Below are 19,006 nucleotides of genomic sequence, written 5' to 3'. Positions count from 1 at the left end.
GGATTATGTCTCGGTGTAAGAAAGGTTGACTAAGGGAATTTCGGATACTTCGACCAGTCCGGATCGCGTTTCTCGAGGAAGGCGTTCTTTCCTTCTTTGGCTTCGTCGCTCAGATAATAGAGCAGCGTGGCGTTGCCGGCAAGTTCCTGTATGCCGGCCTGACCGTCGAGCTCCGCGTTGAACGAGCTCTTCAGCATGCGGATCGCCAACGGGCTTTTGCTGATAATTTTCTGGGCCCACTCTACATAGGTTTCTTCAAGTTTTTCCAGGGGAACAACCTTGTTCACAAGACCCATGTCAAGGGCTTCCTGCGCGTCGTATTGATCGCAGAGGAACCAGATCTCGCGGGCTTTCTTTTGTCCCACCACGCGGGCGAGATAAGAAGCACCAAAGCCGCCGTCGAAGCTGCCGACCTTAGGACCGGTTTGTCCGAAGCGGGCGTTCTCGGCTGCGATGGAAAGATCGCAGACCACGTGCAGCACGTGCCCTCCACCAATGGCCCAACCTGCCACCGCGGCTATGACGGGTTTTGGAATGGAGCGGATGATGCGTTGCAGGTCGAGCACGTTAAGTCGTGGCGTAGTGTCTTCGCCCACATAGCCGCCATGACCACGCACACTCTGGTCGCCACCGCTGCAAAATGCTTTGCCGCCTTCGCCGGTGAGGATGATCACACGCACTTCGGCATCTTCGCGACAGATCAACATGGCGTCGATCATTTCCTGCACCGTCAACGGCGTGAATGCGTTGTGCACCTGAGGACGGTTGATGCTGATGCGGGCGATGCCGTTGTATTTGTGAAAGAGGATGTCCTTGTATTCCTTCACCGGCTGCCAGGGAAATTTATAACTCATAGCTTTTGTTTATTTTCTGTTTCAAATGGTCGAAGAGGGCCTTGTTCAAGGTGCTGTCGCTTTCCAGTTCCAGCACTTTGGTTTGACCGTCGGGTTCAAAAAAATCTTTCAGCAGGTTCTTCACCTTTCGTTTGTTGTCAAGTTTCAGGTGCTCGAAACCAAACTCTTCGCAGAGTTTTTTGGCGTTCAACTTTTGTTGCGTCACAAAATATTCGTCGGCTTCGGGCACGGTGCCGGGGCCGTCAATTATTTTGAAGATGATGCCGCCATGGTTGTTGAGCAACACCACGCGCAAGTTAGGCAATGGATAGTTGTGCCAGAAAGCATTGCGGTCATAAAAGAACGCGAGGTCGCCGGTGATAAGCACATTGGGGCGGGCACTGGCCAGCGCATGTCCCACGGCCGTGCTTGTGCAACCGTCGATGCCACTGGTGCCGCGGTTGGCAAACACGTGAATGTCTTTTTGAGAGGCCGTTAGTCCAATAAAATTGGCGTAGCGCACACTCATGCTGTTGGCCAGGTGCAGGTTGGCGTCGGGCGGAAGTTGTTTTATCACTTCGTTCACCACTTCCAGTTCGGCAATTTCTTTTTGCGGAAAAAATTCATCCAGCGTGCGCAATGCGCGGCGCTCTTCCACTTCCCAAAACTTGTTGTAGTTGTTTTGCTTTTGCTGCTTGAACGTGTCGGGAAATTGCAGCGTGCTCAAAAAGTTAAAGAACGACGTGGGCGACGCGTGAAAAACCTGCGTAACACTCTTGAACGAATCGGCCACCACACCTGCTGGCTGAATGTGCCAATGGGTTTTTGGGGCGTAGTCGCGCAAAAACAGTTTCAGGTTTTTAGAAATCACCGACTGTCCGATGGTGATGAGCAGATCGGGTTGCAACGTTTTCTTTACCGCTGCCGACGACTGCCCGAGAAACAGATCGGCATGGCGAACCACCTTTTCGATGGCGTGCAGGTTGCAGATGATGTCGCCCACAATGGGCACGTTGTGTGTCGAGAAAAAATTATTGAGCGAGCTCACGCAGTTGGTGTCGTCGTGTTGCTGTCCCGACACAATGAGTACGTTGTTGAAGGCTGGCCACGTGGTGGAGATCACTCGCTTTTGTTCTTCGGTGAGCGCACTTCCTGCGGGATGGGCTTCCATCACGCGCACGTCTTCGCTGTAGGCGATGGTTTCGTCCTTGGCGGGATAGAGTGGCTCGCGGAAGGGTGCGTTGATGTGCACCGGTCCTTGTGGCACCTGCAGGGACAGGTTTATCGCTTCGTTCACGATGCGGTTGATGGCCCACATGCTGTCGGCATGATCGTAGTCTTGCGGAAGCTGAAATGTTTTTTTTACGTGCTGCCCATAGAGGCCGGGTTGGTGAATGGTTTGCCCGTCTTGCTGGGCGATCCACTCGGCCGGCCGGTCGGCCGTGAACACCAGCAAAGGCGTTTCGCTGAAGTAAGCCTCGGCAATGGCCGGAGCAAAGTTGTAGGCTGCCGTGCCCGAGGTGCACACCAGCACGGTGGGCAGCTTGGTGTGTTGGGCCATGCCCAGCGCGATGAAGCCGGCACTGCGTTCGTCGCTGATGGTGCGGGTGTGAATGCCGGGGTGTCGTGCAAAGGCCAGGGTGAGCGGCGCACAACGCGAGCCGGGACAGAGTATGGCGTGTGTTAAACTTTTGCGTGCGCAGAGTTCGGCAATGTCGAAAAGGGGCTGGAGGCGTGCACTCATGCGGGGCGAACGGGACTGATGACGTTTAAGAGCGTGTTCATTTTGATTTCGGTTTCTTCCCACTCCTGTTCCGGCACGGAGTCGATGGTGACGCCGGCGCCGGCATAGAGAACAGCCTGGCTTTCCAGAAGCTGTGCGCAGCGAAGGTTGACAAAAATATGAATGTTGTTCTTAAAATTCACAGGTCCGAGAAAGCCGGCATAGAATTGCCGGTCATAGCCCTCGTGCTTGCGCAGAAAGTCAAGCGCCGCGTTGAGGGGCATGCCACACACGGCCGATGTGGGGTGGAGCAGCTGCAACATGGTGGTGCCCAGTTGCAGAAAGTCTGTGGCCTGCATATCGACCGTGAACTCGGATTTGAGGTGCAGCAGGTTGCCGGCCACCACGGTCTTGGGACCATGTTCGTCGTACTCGCGCAGGCGTATGCGTTTGAAACAGCTGATGATGTAGCGCTCAACCAAAGCCTGCTCCTCGATGTCTTTTTGGGTCCAGGCCACCGACTTCAGGTTCATGCCTTCACGGTAGGGCTGAGTGCCCGCCAGCGCCACGGTTTTGAAGATGGTGTGTCCTTCCACGTTCACCAGCATCTCGGGTGTTGCACCCAGCCAGCTGCCGGTTTCGGGTGTGCTCACAAACGAGATCAGTGCGTTGGGATTGCCCGCGCACAGTTTCATGAATGCGTTCACAATGTCGAAGTCGGGTGGCAGGGTCACGGCTTTTGACCGTGAGGGCACCACCTTTTGAAACGTTTCTTTCTCGGTTTCGGCGATGCCCAGCGCCACCACGTTGAGGTAGGCGTCTTTTTGGGTGTCGCCGGAGGTGCGTTGTATGTGATAATACCCGGCTTTTCGTTTTTTGATTTCGTCGCGCTTGGCCTGGAGCCATGCAGAGGAGGTGATCTCCAGCGGGGTGACGGGCTCGTTCAGCCCATCGTCGGTGAATGAAAACGAAAAGTCGGCTTTGAGGTAGATGCGTTCGGAGGCGGTGTCGAAAGGGGCGAAGATGAACCCGGTGGGGAGTTCTTCGAGGGTGATGTCGGTCTTGAGTTTTTCGTGCTGCCGCGACAGGATGATATGTCGTGTGTTGTTGTTGGGCAGGCGCCACACGGCTACAGAAAACTGGTTGTCGACGGCATGTTGAATGAGATAGGAGAGAAGGTCAATTTCAGTGATGGTGGGTGATGAAACCGATGTAGTTGTGTCCATACGCGCTTCCGGGTTCGCCTCAATTTTGTCTGTCCAGCACAGCCATGGTGATCCGGCTGATACACACCAGTTCACCGATCTGATTGGTGATACGGATTTCCCACACCTGAGTTTTCTTTCCGATGTGAATGGGTTTTGTTGTTCCGGTCACGAAGCCTTCGCGGGCACTTTTGATGTGGTTGGCGTTTATCTCTAACCCCACGCAGAACTGTTTTGTTCCATCCACGCACAAGGTTGCGGCCACACTTCCCATGGTTTCGGCCAGCGCCACGGAGGCGCCACCGTGCAGCAGGCCCAACGGTTGGTGTGTGCGGTGGTCTACCGGCATCTGGGCCTCCAGATAGTCTTCGCCAATCACGGTGAAGGTGATGCCCAGCTGTTCGGCCAGGGTATTGGCCGACCATTTGTTGATGGCTTCGACGGTGGTATTGGTTTTGAAAATTCCCATGAAACTATTTGCAGCGACCGGCCCGCAGTGGACTATTTCGTTTATTTTTGCGCCCAAAATAAAGCAAAATTGAGCAGCAAAAAAATTTACCTCATCCGCCACGGACAAACAGATTTTAACCTTCAAGGCATCGTTCAGGGCAGTGGGGTAAACAGCAGCTTAAATGCCCGCGGCCGCGAACAGGCCCAGGCCTTTTTTGATACCTACAAGAACGTGAAGTTCGACAAGGTCTATACCTCGGCGCTGAAACGGACCATGGAATCCGTGCAGGCGTTCCTGGCCCTTGGCCTTCCCACCGAATCCCTCGCCGGCCTCAACGAGATCAGCTGGGGCACCAAAGAGGGCTTCAAGATCACCCCCGAAGAAGACGAATATTATCACTACATGTTGCAGCAATGGCAGTTGGGCAACACCACCCTCCGCATAGAAGGCGGCGAAAGCCCCGACGAGGTGGTGACGCGCATGAAGCCTGCCTTTGACCACATCATGAGCCAACCCAACGAGCAAACTATTCTCGTGTGCATGCACGGCCGCGCCATCCGCATATTGCTCTGCATTCTCCTGAACTATCCCCTGAAATCGATGGACATGTTCGAGCACGAAAACCTGGGATTATATCTGCTCGACTACAACGGCGAGTTTTTTACCGTGGAGCGTTATAACGACACATCGCACCTCAATTGAGGAGATGTTGATCGATATCGTTAAGAAATTTTTATAGGAAGTCTTGGCGCGATGGCCGGAATGCCACCGTCCACGCCATTTCAATCTTCTACGTTCCTTTTCGCTTCAGTTGGGCGAGGGCTGATTTAGCCTTGCTGTCGATGCTGTTTTTATACTCGTGCTTCTTGTAGGAGAGGGCCAGTGTGAAGTAGTTCTTCGCGCCTTCCTTGTCGTTGTCGGCCCAGGCCATGTAGCCCAGTTGCAGACAGGCGTTGGGAGCAAAATACCACGGCTCGGTTCCGTTTGCTTCAATGGCTTGTTTGTAGAGCTTGCGGGCTTCGTCGAGGTGCTGGGTTTTGTGTTCGAGGCGTGCGCGACGATAGGCGAGCTCTACCTGGTCGCGTTTGCTGGGAAGCTGGGCGGGTGTGAGCGAATCGAGAATCTTGCGGGCGTTGTCGTAGTAGCCGCCGTCGGTGGCATAGCGGGCTTTGGTGAGGCCGATGTGAGGCATCTCGTCGTCGGCCATGCTGCGGGCGGCATATTTGTCGGCTTCGGTTGCTTCTTTGCCGAGGGACTTCGCGTCCTTAAAGACGGAATAGGCGTCGTTGGCGCGGCCATCCAGCCAATAGCACAATCCGATTTTGTAGTTCGCGTCCTTCATGTAGTTCTGCCCCTTATAGTGATTGACAAACCAGCGGTAGGAGGCAATGGCGTTCATGTATTCGGCTTTGTGCAAGTAGATTTCACCCTTCAGGTATTCGGCGTAATAGATTGGCAGACCCGAGTGTTTTGTGCCCAGTGAGTTCAGCAGGAACAATCCTTCTTCGCTCTGCGAGTTCTTGATAGCCAGCGCGCCGCCAAGAAAGAGGGCCAACCGGTTGCCGGGGTGGGCTGCCAATATTCGCCGGGCTTCGGCCATGGCGCTGTCGGTTTGCTGCAACACAAAACCTTTCACAAGGGCCAGCAACATGCCCGACTCCTGGCCAAGCGGATGTGGCGAGCTGCTGATGGATTCCAGCTCGGCCAACCCGGCGTCGATAGAACCTTCAATGCTGAGGAGGCTCAGCACCCAGTTGTATTTTTCGGGCACGGAGCCGATGATCACTTCCAGCATGCCCGATGTTTTTTTGATGGCCTGATAGTCGGGGAAGCGTTTTTTCAATTCCTGGGTGGTGAGGTAGGCCTGGCGCAGGTTGAGGCCCGCGTCGAATTCGTGGCCGTATTTGAGGTAGACAAAGGCCCATTGCATGCGGATCTCGGCCAACAGCAGGAGTTCGTCGGGCGAGTTGAGTTTGAGCTTTCGTTCGAGGCGTTGTTCGTAGCGGTCTTCGTAGTCGCTATACTTTTCGTCGTCTTCGGTGATGAGCAGTTCGAGCGCTTCGCCCAGGGCCAGCACGTAGTGATCCTGGGGCGATTGCGGGGTTGGGATGAGTGCGTAGGCGTCGACGGTCTGTAGGTTCAGCACGAGGTCGTAGGCCTTCTGCGAAATGGGGTCAAACTTCCATTCCTGTGCGGGGCCGGCGGCCAGGGCGCTCATGGCGCATAAAAAAAGGCAAGCGATAACGCCTGCCTTCCTAGTATATAATACAATACGGTTATTCAACTTTTTTTCTTCTGGCTGGGGCTTGTACGACTGCTTTGGCAGTTTTTGGCTTGTCACCTTCATCGAGAGAGTCCATGTCAACGTCCGCTAAGATACGACCAGAATGCTCATCAATCACAATTTTCTTTTTCTCACGGATTTCGGCGATCTTCTGGGGAGGGATCACGATGTTACAGCCTTCGGCAGCACCGCGCACAACGCGAACCACGGCCAAACCGTTTGTGAGGCTGGTGCGGAGGCGTTCGTAATACTTGAGGAGTTTGTCTTCGATTTTCTTGGTAGCCTTTTCGCGTTCGGCCAGGAGTCTTTTTTCTTCTTCGTGGCTTTCGGCGAGGATGCCGTCAAGCTCTTTCTTCTTGTTGTCCAGGTGTTCGCCTCGTTCGTTGATCTGGCTGTTGATCTTTTCGATCTCGTCCTTTTTCTCCTGGATGTTTTCTTTGCCTTCTTTGATTTTCTTTTCGCAGATCTGGATTTCCAGCTCCTGAAGCTCTATTTCCTTGGTGATGGCATCGAACTCGCGGTTGTTTCTAACGTTTTTTTGCTGTTCGGTGTATTTCTTGATGAGCTTTTCAGCTTCCTTTATGCCCTCTTTATACTTTTTGATACCTTCTTCAATGTCCTTCTGGTCAGTTTCGAATCGATTCTGGCGGGTCTTGTAACCTTCAATTTCGTCCTCCAGATCCTGGACTTCGTCGGGAAGGTCGCCCCGTAGTTTCTTCAGTTCGTCTAGCTTTGTGTCAATGAATTGGAGTTTTACAAGCGCTTCGAGCTTCTGTGCAACTGATTGATTTTCCATTCTTTATAGGTAGCTTATTGGATTCGTGACAGTCTTTGAAAAATTGATCGCAAAAGTAGGAAATTTTTTTGTTAAAACCTCCTGCAATAGTTGTTTGGTATAGGCTTCACTCTCATAATGCCCGATGTCGGCTATGATAATCTGGTTGTCGGCATCGAAAAATTCGTGGTATTTGAAATCGGCAGTGATAAAAATGTCGGCCCCGGCCTGAATAGCCTTTGGCAGCAGAAAACTTCCTGATCCTCCGCACACGGCCACTTTTTTGATGAAGGGGCTGGTGAACTTGGTGTGCCGGATCGTGTTTACATCCATACGTACTTTCAAACCTTTCAGGAATTCCAAAGGTTCCATCGGGGTTTGCAGCTCGCCGGTCATTCCCGAACCAACCTCCTGATTTTCATTTGTTAACGAGGTTAAATAATACGCTATTTCTTCGTAGGGATGTGCTTTCCGCAAAGCCGCCATCACCCGATTTTCGAATGGTGCGGGGAAAATAACCTCTACCCGCGTTTCTTCCACTTCCTCCTGAGCGCCCGCCTCGCCAATGTGGGGCTGGGCTGCGTCGTTGGGCATGAAGGTGCCGGTGCCGGTCACCTGGAAGCTGCAGTTTTTGTAGTTGCCCACCTGGCCTGCTCCGGCGCTATGCAGGGCTGCCATAACTTCCTGTGTGTTTTGTTTTGGAATGAAGGTGACCAGCTTTTTTAACGTGTCGGTTTTGGGGACCAGTATTTTGAGGTTGATGAGGCCGATGCGCTCGCAGATGCGGCGGTTCACACCCTCCATCACGTTGTCGAGGTTGGTGTGGATGGCATAGAGCGCAATGTTGTGGCGGATGGCCATGATGATAACCCGCTCCACGTAGTTGCTGCCCGTCAGCTTCTTAAGTCCTTTGAACACGATGGGGTGATGGGCCACAATGAGGTTGCTGCCGGTGTCGATGGCCTCCTGCACCACGGCTTCGGTGCAGTCGAGCGTGACGAGGACGCCGGTGACGACGGCCGATGAATCGCCTGTGAGAAGACCGGAGTTGTCGTAACTTTCCTGATAGGCACGCGGGGCGAGGGCCTCGAGCGCGACGATTACGTCTTTTATTTTTATACTTGCGTTCATGAATTTCGGCGGCAGGTGTTGACTTAAAGGTTTAAAATTAGCGCGTTCCGTCCAAACTATAACCAAGACCCCAGGAAGTGAATCCGAAAACCCCATTCTATCCCGGCCTCATCGTAGTGCAGATACTGCTGTTCCCCATGGCGGTGCTCTACAACATGATTACGGGAATCCGAAACCGGCTCTATGACCGCGGCTTTAAACCTTCGGTGGGCTTCGAGCTGCCGGTGATCAACGTCGGCAACCTGACCGTGGGCGGCACAGGCAAAACACCGATGATCGAATACCTGATCCGATTGTTGAACCCCACCCGTCGCGTGGCCACACTGAGTCGCGGCTATGGACGCGAAACCAAAGGTTTCCGGTTTGCTAGTCCCACCGAAACCGCAGCCACGCTTGGCGATGAGCCACTTCAATTCTTTCAGAAATACGGTGACCGCATCACGGTGGCGGTAGGCGAAGAACGCGCGCTGGCCATTCCCCTAATCCTCAACGAACACTCAGACACCGATGTGATTTTGCTGGACGATGCCTTTCAGCACAGACAGGTGCGTCCGTCCCTGAACATATTGCTGTCGGACTATCATCGGCCCTTTTTTGAAGACCTGTTGTTGCCGGCCGGCCGCCTGCGCGAGTCACGCAACGGGGCAGCCCGCGCCGACCTTGTGATTGTGACCAAATGCCCTTCTGAGATATCGGACGACACCATGATGGAGATGGAGCAGCAGGTGCGCCGCTATGTGCAGAAGCCCGTGTTCTTTACCCGCATACGCTACGGCAGCCCCCAGCCGTTTGACGGCGTGAAGCCTGATGCCCTTCATGACAAAATCATTCTCATTACCGGCATTGGCAACCCGCGCCCTTTTGAACAATACCTCGAGCAACAGTATACCGTGGTGCGCCACTTCGATCTGGACGATCATCATCACTATACTGAAGCCGACATTCAGCATTTCAGGCTGGCCCTGCGCGAACATCCGGATGCCTGTTTTGTGATGACCGAAAAGGACAAGGTGAAGCTGGCGGACCCCGCGTTGGCCCCTGCCATGCAGAATTTACCCATGTTTTATTTGCCTATTGAAGTCGAATTCATCAAAAATGGACAGGATTTTGATGAGATCGTGCTAAATAGTTTGAAGCGTGTCTGAGATAAAAAAAATGATGAATCTGTCTTTCCGCAAAGGGCAACAGTTATTTTTGCGGGTGCATTTTTTACGACCACTCCTCGTCCTGCTCTTTTTTGTCGCCGCCGTGTTTCAGGCGACTGCCCAGGGAGACGCCCCTCGCCGCCGGGGCTCGCGGGTGATTGACGACACCACCAAACAGGTGTATGGACCAAGGACATCGAAGTATTATTTTGAAAAGGACGTTTTCTTTAACCGTCCGGAATACCACCGCATCGACACCGCCATCCGGAATTTTCACCGGTGGACATACGTTCAGCAAAAGCATTATTTCTATCAGGACCTGGGCAACATAGGCACGTCTATGAGTCCCATTTTTTATGTGACACCCGAGCAGATCGGGTCCAGCTCGGGCTTCAACACCTATGATCCGTATTGGGAGGCGGAAAGCGTTCGCTACTACGACACCAAGTCGCCCTATTCGAACATGCGCGTGACGCTGGGCGGCAAAGGACGGTCGACGACCAAGGCCACTTTCAGCCGGAACATCACCCCGCAATGGAACATCGGGTTTGACTATCGCGCCATCCTCATCGACAAACAGATTCAACGGCAGGGCAAGGGCGACCGCAGCACGCGAAGCACCTATTACGACATCTTCACTTCCTTTCAATCGAAAGACAGCACCTACCGACTCTTCTTCAACTTCAGACGAACGCGTCATGAGACAAACGAGTATGGTGGCATTTTGCAACGCGATGGATTTGTATACAAAGACTATTTTGCCTCCGATGCCCAACCCAACCTGCACGATGCGCTGAGTGGCGAGTTGCGCATGAACATTCACTTGCATCATGAATACAAGATCGGGTCGGCCCTGCAACTCTATCACACCTTTGATCGCTACCGCCAAGGGGTGTGGTTCACAGATATATTGGCCTCGGAGCCCGAAAACTTTTTTGGCCTGTATGTGCCGATTGTTGAAGACACCACGCGCGACAACACAAAGTTCAAGTCGGTTCGAAACGAGGTGGGCATAAAAGGCAATCTGTTGAAGCTTTTTTATAACGGCTACTATGCCGTGCGTTATGTCACAAACACCAACTCGAACATTAACGCCAGCATCCTGCAAGTGCCCACCACGTTGACCGAAAGCTACATCGGCGGGCGCATGTCGTTGCGCCTGGATTCGATTGGCGAAGTGGGTGGTTGGGTGGAAGTTCAACAGGCCGGAAACTATCGCATCGAGGGGAGCATTAAAAGCAAGTGGTTTGAAGCTTCGCTGAAGCAAATGCAATATGCGCCGTCGTTTGTGATGCAGGGCTATCGCGGGGCCTACAACCAATGGAACAATGACTTCAATAACACCAACGTGACGCAGCTGAACGGGTATGTGCACTACACCACGCCGGTGTTTTCCATCTCGCCCGGTCTCACGTTCACTACACTGAACAACTATGTCTATTTTAGACCGAACGACAACCCGGGCAAGGACGTGCAGTTGGTGGAGCCCGTGCAAACCACCGGGGGGCAGGTCATTGTTTCGCCGGAGATACAAGTGTCGCTCACGCTGGCCCGTCACATCACCTTCAACAGTCAGTTTCTCTACACCCGCGTGGTGGAGAATTCGGGCGACGCCATTCAGTTGCCGGCCGTGTTTGCCAACGCACAACTGGCCTACGAAAACATATTCTTCAACGGCAACCTCGATATGCAAGGTGGCGCCGAGTTTCACTTTCAGTCAGACTACTATGCCAATGGCTACAACGTGCCGCTACGGCAGTTCTATACGCAGCAGTCGTTCGTGTCGCCAAGCTTCCCGCTCATCGATTTGTTTTTTAGCGCGCGCATCAAACGCGGCCGCATCTTCCTGAAGTATAATAACCTCATGCAGGCCTTCACCCAGGAGGGCTACATGGCCACGCCACAATATCCCGGTCAGCGCAGCATTCTGGACTTTGGTTTCGACTGGTCGTTCTACGATTGAGCGTAATGGCATACGTTCGTGCACGACCAGAATTGTTTGATACTATTGCTTTTCTGAATCGATAAAGAATTCTACAGTGGAAAGTAAAGATAAATTCACACTAGGGCTGGAGCTTCCCACCGATCCCCGTTGGGCCGACATTGCCCAGCTGCACATCCGCGACATTCTGGTAGATCACGCTTATTGTGAACAGAAGGCGGCATCGTCGTGCATCTCGCTTATCATACTGCATCCCGATCGCGAAAAGTTGGTGGAAGTGTTGACGCCCATTGTGGCAGAGGAGTGGAGTCACTTTGAGCGCGTGTTGCTCGAACTAAAGAAACGAGGTTATTCGCTGGGGCCTTCGCGCAAAGATGAATATGTGGAGGCGCTTTTTAAATTGGTAAAGAAGGGCGGAAGCCGCGAACAACAACTGGTGGAGAAGCTTTTGCTTAACGCCCTCATTGAAGCGCGAAGCTGCGAACGTTTCAAGATGTTGTGGAAGCACATTGCTGACCCGGAGTTATCAAACTTCTATCACGAACTGATGATTTCGGAGGCAGGGCATTACAAAACGTTTTTGCAGTTAGCGAAGGAGTATATGCCCGAGGAGGCCGTGATGGCGCGGTGGCGCGAGTGGTTGGAGGCAGAGGCAGAGATTGTGGGCAGGCTTGGAGTGAGAGGGGATAGGATACACTAGGCTTTGTTACGACTCAATTCAATTCTTGATTTCTCCCAACGTTTTACTTCGTTTCTAAAATCTGACAACTTTGTTGTGTTTCCAGCTTCAATGTCTTTCAAGGCATCGCCTGCGCGAAGGGGCATCGCCTGCTTAGTCGAAATGTCTGTCGGGTTTTTGTCGGCTGCTTTTTTCAATGCAATAATTTCTTCAATGACTTTTGGATCGTTCAATTCCGCAAGCCATTCTATCAAATGTAATTTCTCGGTATGAATATCCATAGTCTTTTGTTAACGACTTGAAATTCGTTGCGTTTTATCCTTTTTACGTCTTCTGTTTCTTCTTCTTCGCTGCCGGGAACAACACGTTGTTCAGGATGAGGCGGTAGCCGGGTGAGTTTGGATGCTGGTTGAGGTCGGTGGGTTCTTCGCCTACCTGGTGTTGATAATCTTCGGGGTCGTGGCCGCCATAGAATGTCCAGAAGCCTTTGCCCAGCACGCCGTGAATGTATTTCGCTTCCTTGATGGATTTGTTTTCGCCCATGATCACCACGTCGGGTTTGATGAGCGTTTCCTTGAAGCCCGTGCTTTGACCGAAGAAGCCGTTGATGACGCGCGTGTGGTCTTGCGTGAGCATGGTGGGAATGGGATCCCACTTGGCCGAGAATTCAAACAGCGAGAAGTAGTCGTTGTCCTGGCGCAGGCCGCGTTCGTTGGGCTGGTTGTCGATGTCGGAAAATTCGTATTGCAGCGGGTTGCGTTCCAGGCGGAAGTCGGTGAAGGCAAGTGTGTTTTCGTATTTCAGTTTTTCCTGTGCCGTGGGATCGGCCGGGTCGCCGTCGTACATGCGGTCGCAGATGTCGAGACCTTCGGCGGCCAGCGCGATATCGTAGGTGTCGGTGGCGGAGCACATGGCAAAGAGAAATCCGCCGCCTGTTACGAACTCCTTAATCTTTTTGACTACGGCCAGTTTCAATTGCGATACCTTGTGGTAGCCGTGTTTGCGGGCCAGGTCTTCGGCTTCTTTTTGCTGTTCGATATACCAAGGCATGTTGCTGTATTGCACGTAGAACTTGCCATACTGCCCAGTGAAATCTTCGTGGTGGAGGTGGAGCCAGTCGTATTTGGTGAGGGCGCCGTTCATCACTTCATCGTCGAACACAATGTCGTAGGGAATTTCGGCATAGGAGAGAACCAAGGTCACGGCGTCGTCCCAAGGCTGTTTGGTTTTGGGTGAGTAGACGGCGATGCGCGGAAACTTCTCCAGCTTCATGAGGTCGTAGTTGAGCGCGGGGCTCGCGATTTCCTGGATGATCTGGTTGGTTTGTGCGTCGGAAATGATTTCGAAGCTCACGCCGCGCACCATCAGTTCGTTCTGGATGGCGGGGTGATAGTCGCACATGAAGCTGCCGCCGCGATAGTTCAGCAGCCAGTCCACCTGCAGTTCGCTGCGCAGAATCCAATAGGCAATGCCATAAGCTTTGAGGTGGTTGGACTGCTTTTCGTCCATGGGGATGAAGATGGAATTGCTGTGGGCCGTGATGTAGGCCGCCAGAAAAAACAAGAAAAACACGCTACGCTTCATACTCTTTCCCCGTTATAGATCTTAAATTTAGGATGTGCGTCCTTCAAACGCGACATTTTTGCTGTAATAATGTGAAAAATAAGGCGCCGTTCCGAAAAATAACCGGCCGCGGCTGTAACATTAGGGGGTGTTTTGTCAACGTATTAACCGAACGAATCCGTATAACGTTTCATGAATCTAATCGAAAACATAAAAGAGGGGTTGCGATCGGTGCAGGCCAACCTGCTGCGCTCCATCCTCACGGCCCTGATTGTGGCCATCGGCATCATGTCGCTGGTGGGCATCCTCACGGCCATCGACGGCATTGAGTATTCCGTGAACGAAAGCCTCGCCTCGCTGGGCGTGAACACGTTCGACATCCGGTCCAAAACCAACCGCGGCTCCAACCGCCAGGGCGTGACCGAAAAGGTCTACAGCCAGCTGCGCATGAACGAGGCGTTCAAATTCATCAATCAATATAAAGTGCCTTCCACCATCAGTCTATCGGCGTCGGTAACGCAGATTGCCGAGGTGAAGCACATGTCGAAAAAGACCAATCCCAACGTGCACGTGGTGGGCATCAACGCCGACTTTCTGCCCATTAAAGGCCTCGAGGTAGAAAAAGGGCGCAACCTTTCAAAACTCGAAACCGATTATGGCACGCCCGTGGCCATTATCGGCTACAAGGTGTTTACCACACTTTATGGGAAGAAAGAAGACCCCATCGGCACGGAAATCACCAGCTCGGGCGTGCAGCTCCGTGTGGTGGGCGTGTTGAAGGAAAAAGGACAGTTGAGCGACAACAACTACGACAACATGGTGCTCATCCCCATCATCAAAGGCAACCAGATGGCTGGTGGCCGCGGTCTTTGGTATGAGCTCACCGTGGGCATTTCAGACCCCTCCCAAATGGAATATGCCATGGGTGAGGCCACCGGCGTGATGCGCAACATCCGCCGCGACCAGGTGGGCCACCCTGACTCGTTCGACCTTCAGAAAAGCGAAACCCTGGCGCAAGAGCTGGAAAGCATCACGGGCGGCCTGCGCGTGGGTGGTTTTGGTGTGGGGTTCATCACCCTGCTGGGCGCTTCCATTGCCCTCATGAACATCATGCTGGTGTCGGTGACGGAGCGCACCCGCGAAGTTGGCGTGCGCAAAGCCCTGGGTGCAACCCCGAAGCGAATCCGCCAACAATTCCTGATTGAGGCCATTGTGGTGTGCCTGTTGGGCGGCATAACGGGCGTGATTTTGGGAATTCTGATCGGCAATTTGCTGGCCAAAGCCATGGGAATCAGCGCGTTTGTGATTCCCTGGACTCTGATGTTTGTAGGCCTTTCCGTCTGTATTTTTGTGGGGCTGATCTCGGGTTATTACCCCGCGCGGAAGGCTTCGAAACTGGATCCGATCGAGTCGTTGCGCTTTGAGTGAAAAAAATATTTCGAGCTTTTTCAAAAAACTCTCGCAAAGCATGCGGGAGTTTTTATTTTTGTGCCCTTAATTAAAGGAAGCCACCCAGAGAGATGTCAGAGTGGTCGAATGAGACGGTCTCGAAAACCGTTATGCGGGCAACCGCATCGAGGGTTCGAATCCCTCTCTCTCTGCCATTCAAAAAGAGACAAACGCCACCAATTGTATGATGCGGTGGCGTTTTGCACGTGTGCACTAGCAAAACTTCCAAAATAAATTATTCTTCCATTTTCTTTTTCGCCATCAACGCGGCGACTACGCCACCCGCAATAATCGCTATGGGAAGTATAACAATGTTGGTCAGTAGGTAGGTTAGCAAACCCACCGCAAGACCAATTCCAATTCTAATCAACGCAAAATTGTAGACGGGTTCAGCTTGTTTTATGACGTCTCTTTTTCTTTCCGTTAGAATGTCGTGCACAACTTCTTTTGCCATGTCCTCTGGTATCCCTTGTTTTTCCAGGCGTGCATAAATTGTCTCGCCATCAAGCCCCTGGTTTTTAAGTCTCATCCCCATGGAATAGGCCATTTTCTTTAATTCTTCAGGTGTCAATTCTTCTTTTTCAGTCATACTCATTCACATAAGCTGGTGGCAATTACTACGACACCCGAATTTAGATAATTACCAGGTATTGCGGGATTCGGTGTCGCCATTCGTAATAAATTTTGAATGACTTGGCCGCTTCTAACGTGCGGGCCACGTGCAAAAAGGTTTAGGTAATATTCGTTTGAGGGAAAGACAAATAAGGCGCCTCACTTTGTTGGACTGATACTTCATTCTGTCGCGGGATTTTCGCAGTCAACGATCGATACAGACAAGTTTAAAACACTCGCCTAAGAAATTGAGAAGATTGTTAAAGAGTACGAAGGCGGTCGGCGTGAAATGTCGATGATTTTCGGCGACGTATAACCAGGTATCAAAATACCTGCATGACAACCTTGGGTCTTTGACACCTGCACGGTAATTCCATACGTAGTCACAAGCATCATGATTATTTCTTACAAATGCGCATAATGCGCAACGAAATGCGCAAAGGTGAAGCGGTTTGAAAGGTCAAGTTTGTATGTTTCATGGCTTGATTTCGATTCTTGAAACACTATACTCTTCGTTCTCTGAAAAGCAAATTCAGGATCAAATCGAAGTGGCCTTACTCAAGCTTAATATTTAGATAACATTTTGAATAATTAGTTGATGAAAAAAATCTTTAAAACAACAGGATTGATCTTGCTGATAGCCATCGTTGGATTAGCAATTTGGATCCGTTCAAATTTGAAAGATCGCAATCCTGACTACAAGGCAGACATAAAAATTATGGGCAACCATCCTTCCGCATTGAAGGCAGGATTTGCCGCTCTGAAGATCACACCCGAAATTCCCGATCGTTGGACGGATGTAAACCATGATTTCGAATACCGTACAAAAGATGGAGATACTTTTGAGGATGGCAACGGCAATGGTGTTTTTGATGCATTTTGGATAGCAGGTTTTAGTGGGGGCAGAGCCGCCAACGGAATTCACGATGACCTCTGGGCCAGAACAATGGTGATTGATGATGGCACAACGCGTATCGCCATCGTTGTGCTCGATGCCATTGGCTATTTGCATGACGATGTTGTGGACATCCGGTCGCGTATACCAAAAGAAGCCGGAGTTACCTATACCATAATTGCCTCTACCCATGACCATGAAAGCCCCGATCTTGTAGGGATATGGGGCGATTCTCCTTTGAAGAGTGGTATCAATAAACAGTACATGGAGTTTGTAAAAGATCAAGCTGTAAAGTCCATCGTAGCCGCTTTGCAAAATATGCGCCCCGCGCGGTTATCGATTTCTCAAGATCTTACGGGTGCAATTCCCCTGGTAAAAGACACACGCAATCCAGAAGTTTTTGATTCAGGCTTGAGACTTATCAAAGCCATCGACAAGGAAAATGGCAAGGTGCTCGGCTCATTAATTTCCTGGGCCGATCATCCTGAAACATTGTGGAGCGATAATTTGCTGATCTCTTCGGATTTTCCACACTATGTGCGCGAAGGCGTTGAGAACGGAATTTACAAGGGCGACAGTCTGGTTAAGCCAGGCATTGGTGGCGTAGCGGTCTATATCAATGGCGCTATTGGAGGATTGATGACGACACATCCCAGCCTGGCCGTGAAGGATCCGTTTACCGATCAAAAATATGATGAACCCACCTTTGAAAAGACGGAGGCACAAGGCAAACAACTTGCTTTGTTGGCTTTGAATGCCATGGAGAATCCAGTTGAAGAAATTGATTCAGCGGCCACTTCACTTATCGTAAAAACAGTTTATTTTCCAGTGGCCAATAAACTATTTCAATTGGGAACAATGATTGGCACACTCGATCGTGGCGTAACCGGATGGATGAACATGCGTTCGGAGGTTTCGGTATTCAATATCGGGCCGCTTTCGTTTGCAACCATTCCGGGCGAAGTCTATCCTGAAATTATCAACGGTGGCGTAGAGGCTCCTGAAGGTGGAGACTTTGGTGTTGCACCGGTGGAGACGCCTCCTGTGAGAGAGATGATGGCGGGCAAGTATAAATTCGTGTTTGGTCTTGCCAATGATGAGATCGGTTATATTGTTCCGCGAAGTCAATGGGATGCCGAGGCGCCGTTTACATACGGAAAACCTGATCGGCCTTACGGAGAAGTAAATTCGCTGGGGCCGGAAACAGCACCCTTGTTACATGAAAGCATTAAGCAGTTACTAAATGAATTGAATGATCCGCAATAAGAGCTTGCTTGGTGCTGGAAAGTTTAAATGACAGTAGTTAAATTGAATGAAATGAAGAAACGAGTCACCCACGCTGGCGCGCTCAGCATGATTGTGCTGGCATGTGTTTTAGTAACGCTTCCCGTATTGGCGCAATTGGATAAAACGAAAAAGGAAAGTACCTGGGCTGAAAAACTTAATTATCCGAAAGGGAAGAAGATATTACTGCTCCATATGGATGATATCGGCATGTGCCCGGAGGCCAACACAGCCGCTATTCGATATATAGAAAACAAGAATATAATGTCGGCAGCGGTGATGATGCCCTGCCCTAACGCAGTGGAATTTATTGAGTGGGCAAAAACTCATCCCGCGGCTGAAATTGGTTTGCATCTTACCTTAACCAGCGAATGGGAAGAATACCGTTGGCCCCCTGTATCCGATGCAGTAAAAGTGCCTGGCTTGGTTGATCCGGATGGAAAATTCTGGCACGAAGTACCCGACGTGGTAATTCACGCATCGGCGCAAGAAGTGGAAACAGAAATTCGTGCTCAGATTGAAAAATGCCTGGCCCTTGGATATAGGCCAACGCATTTAGATACACACATGGGCACATTGTATGGTTCTGTTGAATTCACAAAAGCTTTTTATAAGGTGGCGGAGGAGTATAATATTCCGGCAAATGCGATAGACATGTCTGATCCCGATTTTGTAAGCCAATTTAAACGACAAGGTTATCCCTTTAACGACGAAGTATTGAGCACCTCAAACAAATATCGATTGCCTAAACTAGACAATTTCACCAGTGTTGGAGCGGGTGCCACATACGAGCAAAAGCGCGATAAATTCCTGACCTTGATAAAATCCTTAAAGCCGGGACTAACGGAAATAATTTTTCACCCCTCCGTGCAAACGGATAATTTGGAATCGATTACAGGATCGTGGCAGCAAAGAGTTTGGGAAGCAGAGTTGTTTTCCGATCCGATCGTTACCGAGTTCTTTCGGAAAGAAGGTATCATGATCACCAACTGGAAAGAGATCATGAAACGATTTGAGAAGAAAAGCAAGAAATAA

At 51.3% G+C, this 19,006-nt stretch carries 17 protein-coding genes and 1 tRNA gene; 8 read left to right on the top strand and 10 right to left on the bottom strand.

What is annotated here, in order from left to right:
* Positions 1-29 precede the first annotated feature (29 nt).
* From menB to JI741_RS21075, 4 genes are read right to left on the bottom strand one after another with little or no spacing between them, the layout of a single operon-like run.
* Entirely contained in the window at positions 30-854 is an 825-nt protein-coding gene (menB, locus tag JI741_RS21090; protein ID WP_202013175.1) for a 1,4-dihydroxy-2-naphthoyl-CoA synthase, read from the bottom strand.
* A complete protein-coding gene (gene menD, locus JI741_RS21085; RefSeq protein ID WP_202013173.1) occupies positions 844-2,577 on the bottom strand; it encodes a 2-succinyl-5-enolpyruvyl-6-hydroxy-3-cyclohexene-1-carboxylic-acid synthase in 1,734 nt (577 codons plus the stop codon). Before menD ends, menB begins: the two co-directional genes overlap by 11 nt.
* The gene (locus tag JI741_RS21080; RefSeq protein WP_202013171.1) at positions 2,574-3,782 is read right to left on the bottom strand and encodes a chorismate-binding protein; all 1,209 of its coding nucleotides are present in this window, start codon (positions 3,780-3,782) and stop codon (positions 2,574-2,576) included. The genes menD and JI741_RS21080 overlap by 4 nt, the downstream gene beginning before the upstream one ends.
* A 19-nt stretch (positions 3,783-3,801) precedes the next feature.
* Entirely contained in the window at positions 3,802-4,230 is a 429-nt protein-coding gene (locus tag JI741_RS21075) for a hotdog fold thioesterase (RefSeq protein WP_202013169.1), read from the bottom strand.
* Positions 4,231-4,299: 69 nt separating this feature from the next.
* On the opposite strand from JI741_RS21075, the gene JI741_RS21070 reads away from it, so the two are divergent.
* Complete coding sequence (locus JI741_RS21070) at positions 4,300-4,914, top strand: histidine phosphatase family protein (RefSeq protein WP_202013168.1); 615 nt, start codon at positions 4,300-4,302, stop codon at positions 4,912-4,914.
* Between the two features lie 88 nt (positions 4,915-5,002).
* On the opposite strand, the gene JI741_RS21065 is transcribed toward JI741_RS21070, so the two are convergent.
* From JI741_RS21065 to JI741_RS21055, 3 genes are read right to left on the bottom strand one after another with little or no spacing between them, the layout of a single operon-like run.
* A complete protein-coding gene (locus JI741_RS21065) occupies positions 5,003-6,430 on the bottom strand; it encodes a tetratricopeptide repeat protein (protein WP_202013166.1) in 1,428 nt (475 codons plus the stop codon).
* A 58-nt stretch (positions 6,431-6,488) separates the two neighbouring features.
* Positions 6,489-7,292, bottom strand: a complete 804-nt coding sequence (locus JI741_RS21060; protein WP_202013164.1) for a zinc ribbon domain-containing protein — start codon at positions 7,290-7,292, stop codon at positions 6,489-6,491.
* Between the two features lie 3 nt (positions 7,293-7,295).
* Positions 7,296-8,402, bottom strand: a complete 1,107-nt coding sequence (locus JI741_RS21055) for a Nif3-like dinuclear metal center hexameric protein (protein WP_202013162.1) — start codon at positions 8,400-8,402, stop codon at positions 7,296-7,298.
* A 77-nt stretch (positions 8,403-8,479) separates the two neighbouring features.
* Here JI741_RS21055 and lpxK point away from each other — a divergent pair, with 77 nt between their 5' ends.
* The 3 genes from lpxK (at position 8,480) to JI741_RS21040 (ending at position 12,189) form a co-directional block, all read left to right on the top strand.
* Positions 8,480-9,547, top strand: a complete 1,068-nt coding sequence (lpxK, locus tag JI741_RS21050; protein ID WP_369411838.1) for a tetraacyldisaccharide 4'-kinase — start codon at positions 8,480-8,482, stop codon at positions 9,545-9,547.
* Between the two features lie 10 nt (positions 9,548-9,557).
* On the top strand, positions 9,558-11,510 hold the full coding sequence (locus tag JI741_RS21045) for a putative porin (protein WP_202013154.1): 1,953 nt from the start codon (positions 9,558-9,560) through the stop codon (positions 11,508-11,510).
* A gap of 76 nt (positions 11,511-11,586) precedes the next feature.
* Positions 11,587-12,189 (top strand): MiaE family protein, encoded by a 603-nt coding sequence (locus JI741_RS21040; RefSeq protein WP_202013152.1) that lies wholly within the window; start codon positions 11,587-11,589, stop codon positions 12,187-12,189.
* On the opposite strand, the gene JI741_RS21035 is transcribed toward JI741_RS21040, so the two are convergent.
* Together JI741_RS21035 and JI741_RS21030 are read right to left on the bottom strand one after the other, a co-directional pair.
* Positions 12,186-12,449 (bottom strand): hypothetical protein, encoded by a 264-nt coding sequence (locus JI741_RS21035; RefSeq protein WP_202013150.1) that lies wholly within the window; start codon positions 12,447-12,449, stop codon positions 12,186-12,188. The two genes, JI741_RS21040 and JI741_RS21035, sit on opposite strands and share 4 nt — an antisense overlap.
* Before the next feature lie 43 nt (positions 12,450-12,492).
* Positions 12,493-13,752, bottom strand: a complete 1,260-nt coding sequence (locus JI741_RS21030; RefSeq protein WP_202013148.1) for an asparagine synthetase B — start codon at positions 13,750-13,752, stop codon at positions 12,493-12,495.
* 171 nt (positions 13,753-13,923) lie between these two features.
* Between JI741_RS21030 and JI741_RS21025 the strand changes: the two genes are divergently transcribed.
* Positions 13,924-15,159 (top strand): ABC transporter permease, encoded by a 1,236-nt coding sequence (locus JI741_RS21025; RefSeq protein ID WP_202013146.1) that lies wholly within the window; start codon positions 13,924-13,926, stop codon positions 15,157-15,159.
* 86 nt (positions 15,160-15,245) lie between these two features.
* Positions 15,246-15,335, top strand: a tRNA-Ser gene (locus JI741_RS21020).
* Positions 15,336-15,415: 80 nt separating this feature from the next.
* Here JI741_RS21020 and JI741_RS21015 read toward each other — a convergent pair.
* Positions 15,416-15,769: a hypothetical protein gene (locus tag JI741_RS21015; protein WP_202013144.1), complete on the bottom strand. Its 354-nt coding sequence runs from the start codon at positions 15,767-15,769 to the stop codon at positions 15,416-15,418.
* A gap of 621 nt (positions 15,770-16,390) precedes the next feature.
* Here JI741_RS21015 and JI741_RS21010 point away from each other — a divergent pair.
* Positions 16,391-17,953: a neutral/alkaline non-lysosomal ceramidase N-terminal domain-containing protein gene (locus JI741_RS21010; protein ID WP_202013142.1), complete on the top strand. Its 1,563-nt coding sequence runs from the start codon at positions 16,391-16,393 to the stop codon at positions 17,951-17,953.
* Between the two features lie 51 nt (positions 17,954-18,004).
* Positions 18,005-19,006, top strand: coding sequence for a polysaccharide deacetylase family protein (locus JI741_RS21005; RefSeq protein WP_202013135.1), 1,002 nt, complete (start codon positions 18,005-18,007; stop codon positions 19,004-19,006).

Source organism: Chryseolinea lacunae, assembly GCF_016735595.1.
Lineage (GTDB): Bacteria > Bacteroidota > Bacteroidia > Cytophagales > Cyclobacteriaceae > Chryseolinea > Chryseolinea lacunae.
Note: the sequence above shows the minus strand (reverse complement) of the source record. Positions and strands in the feature narration are given on the sequence as shown.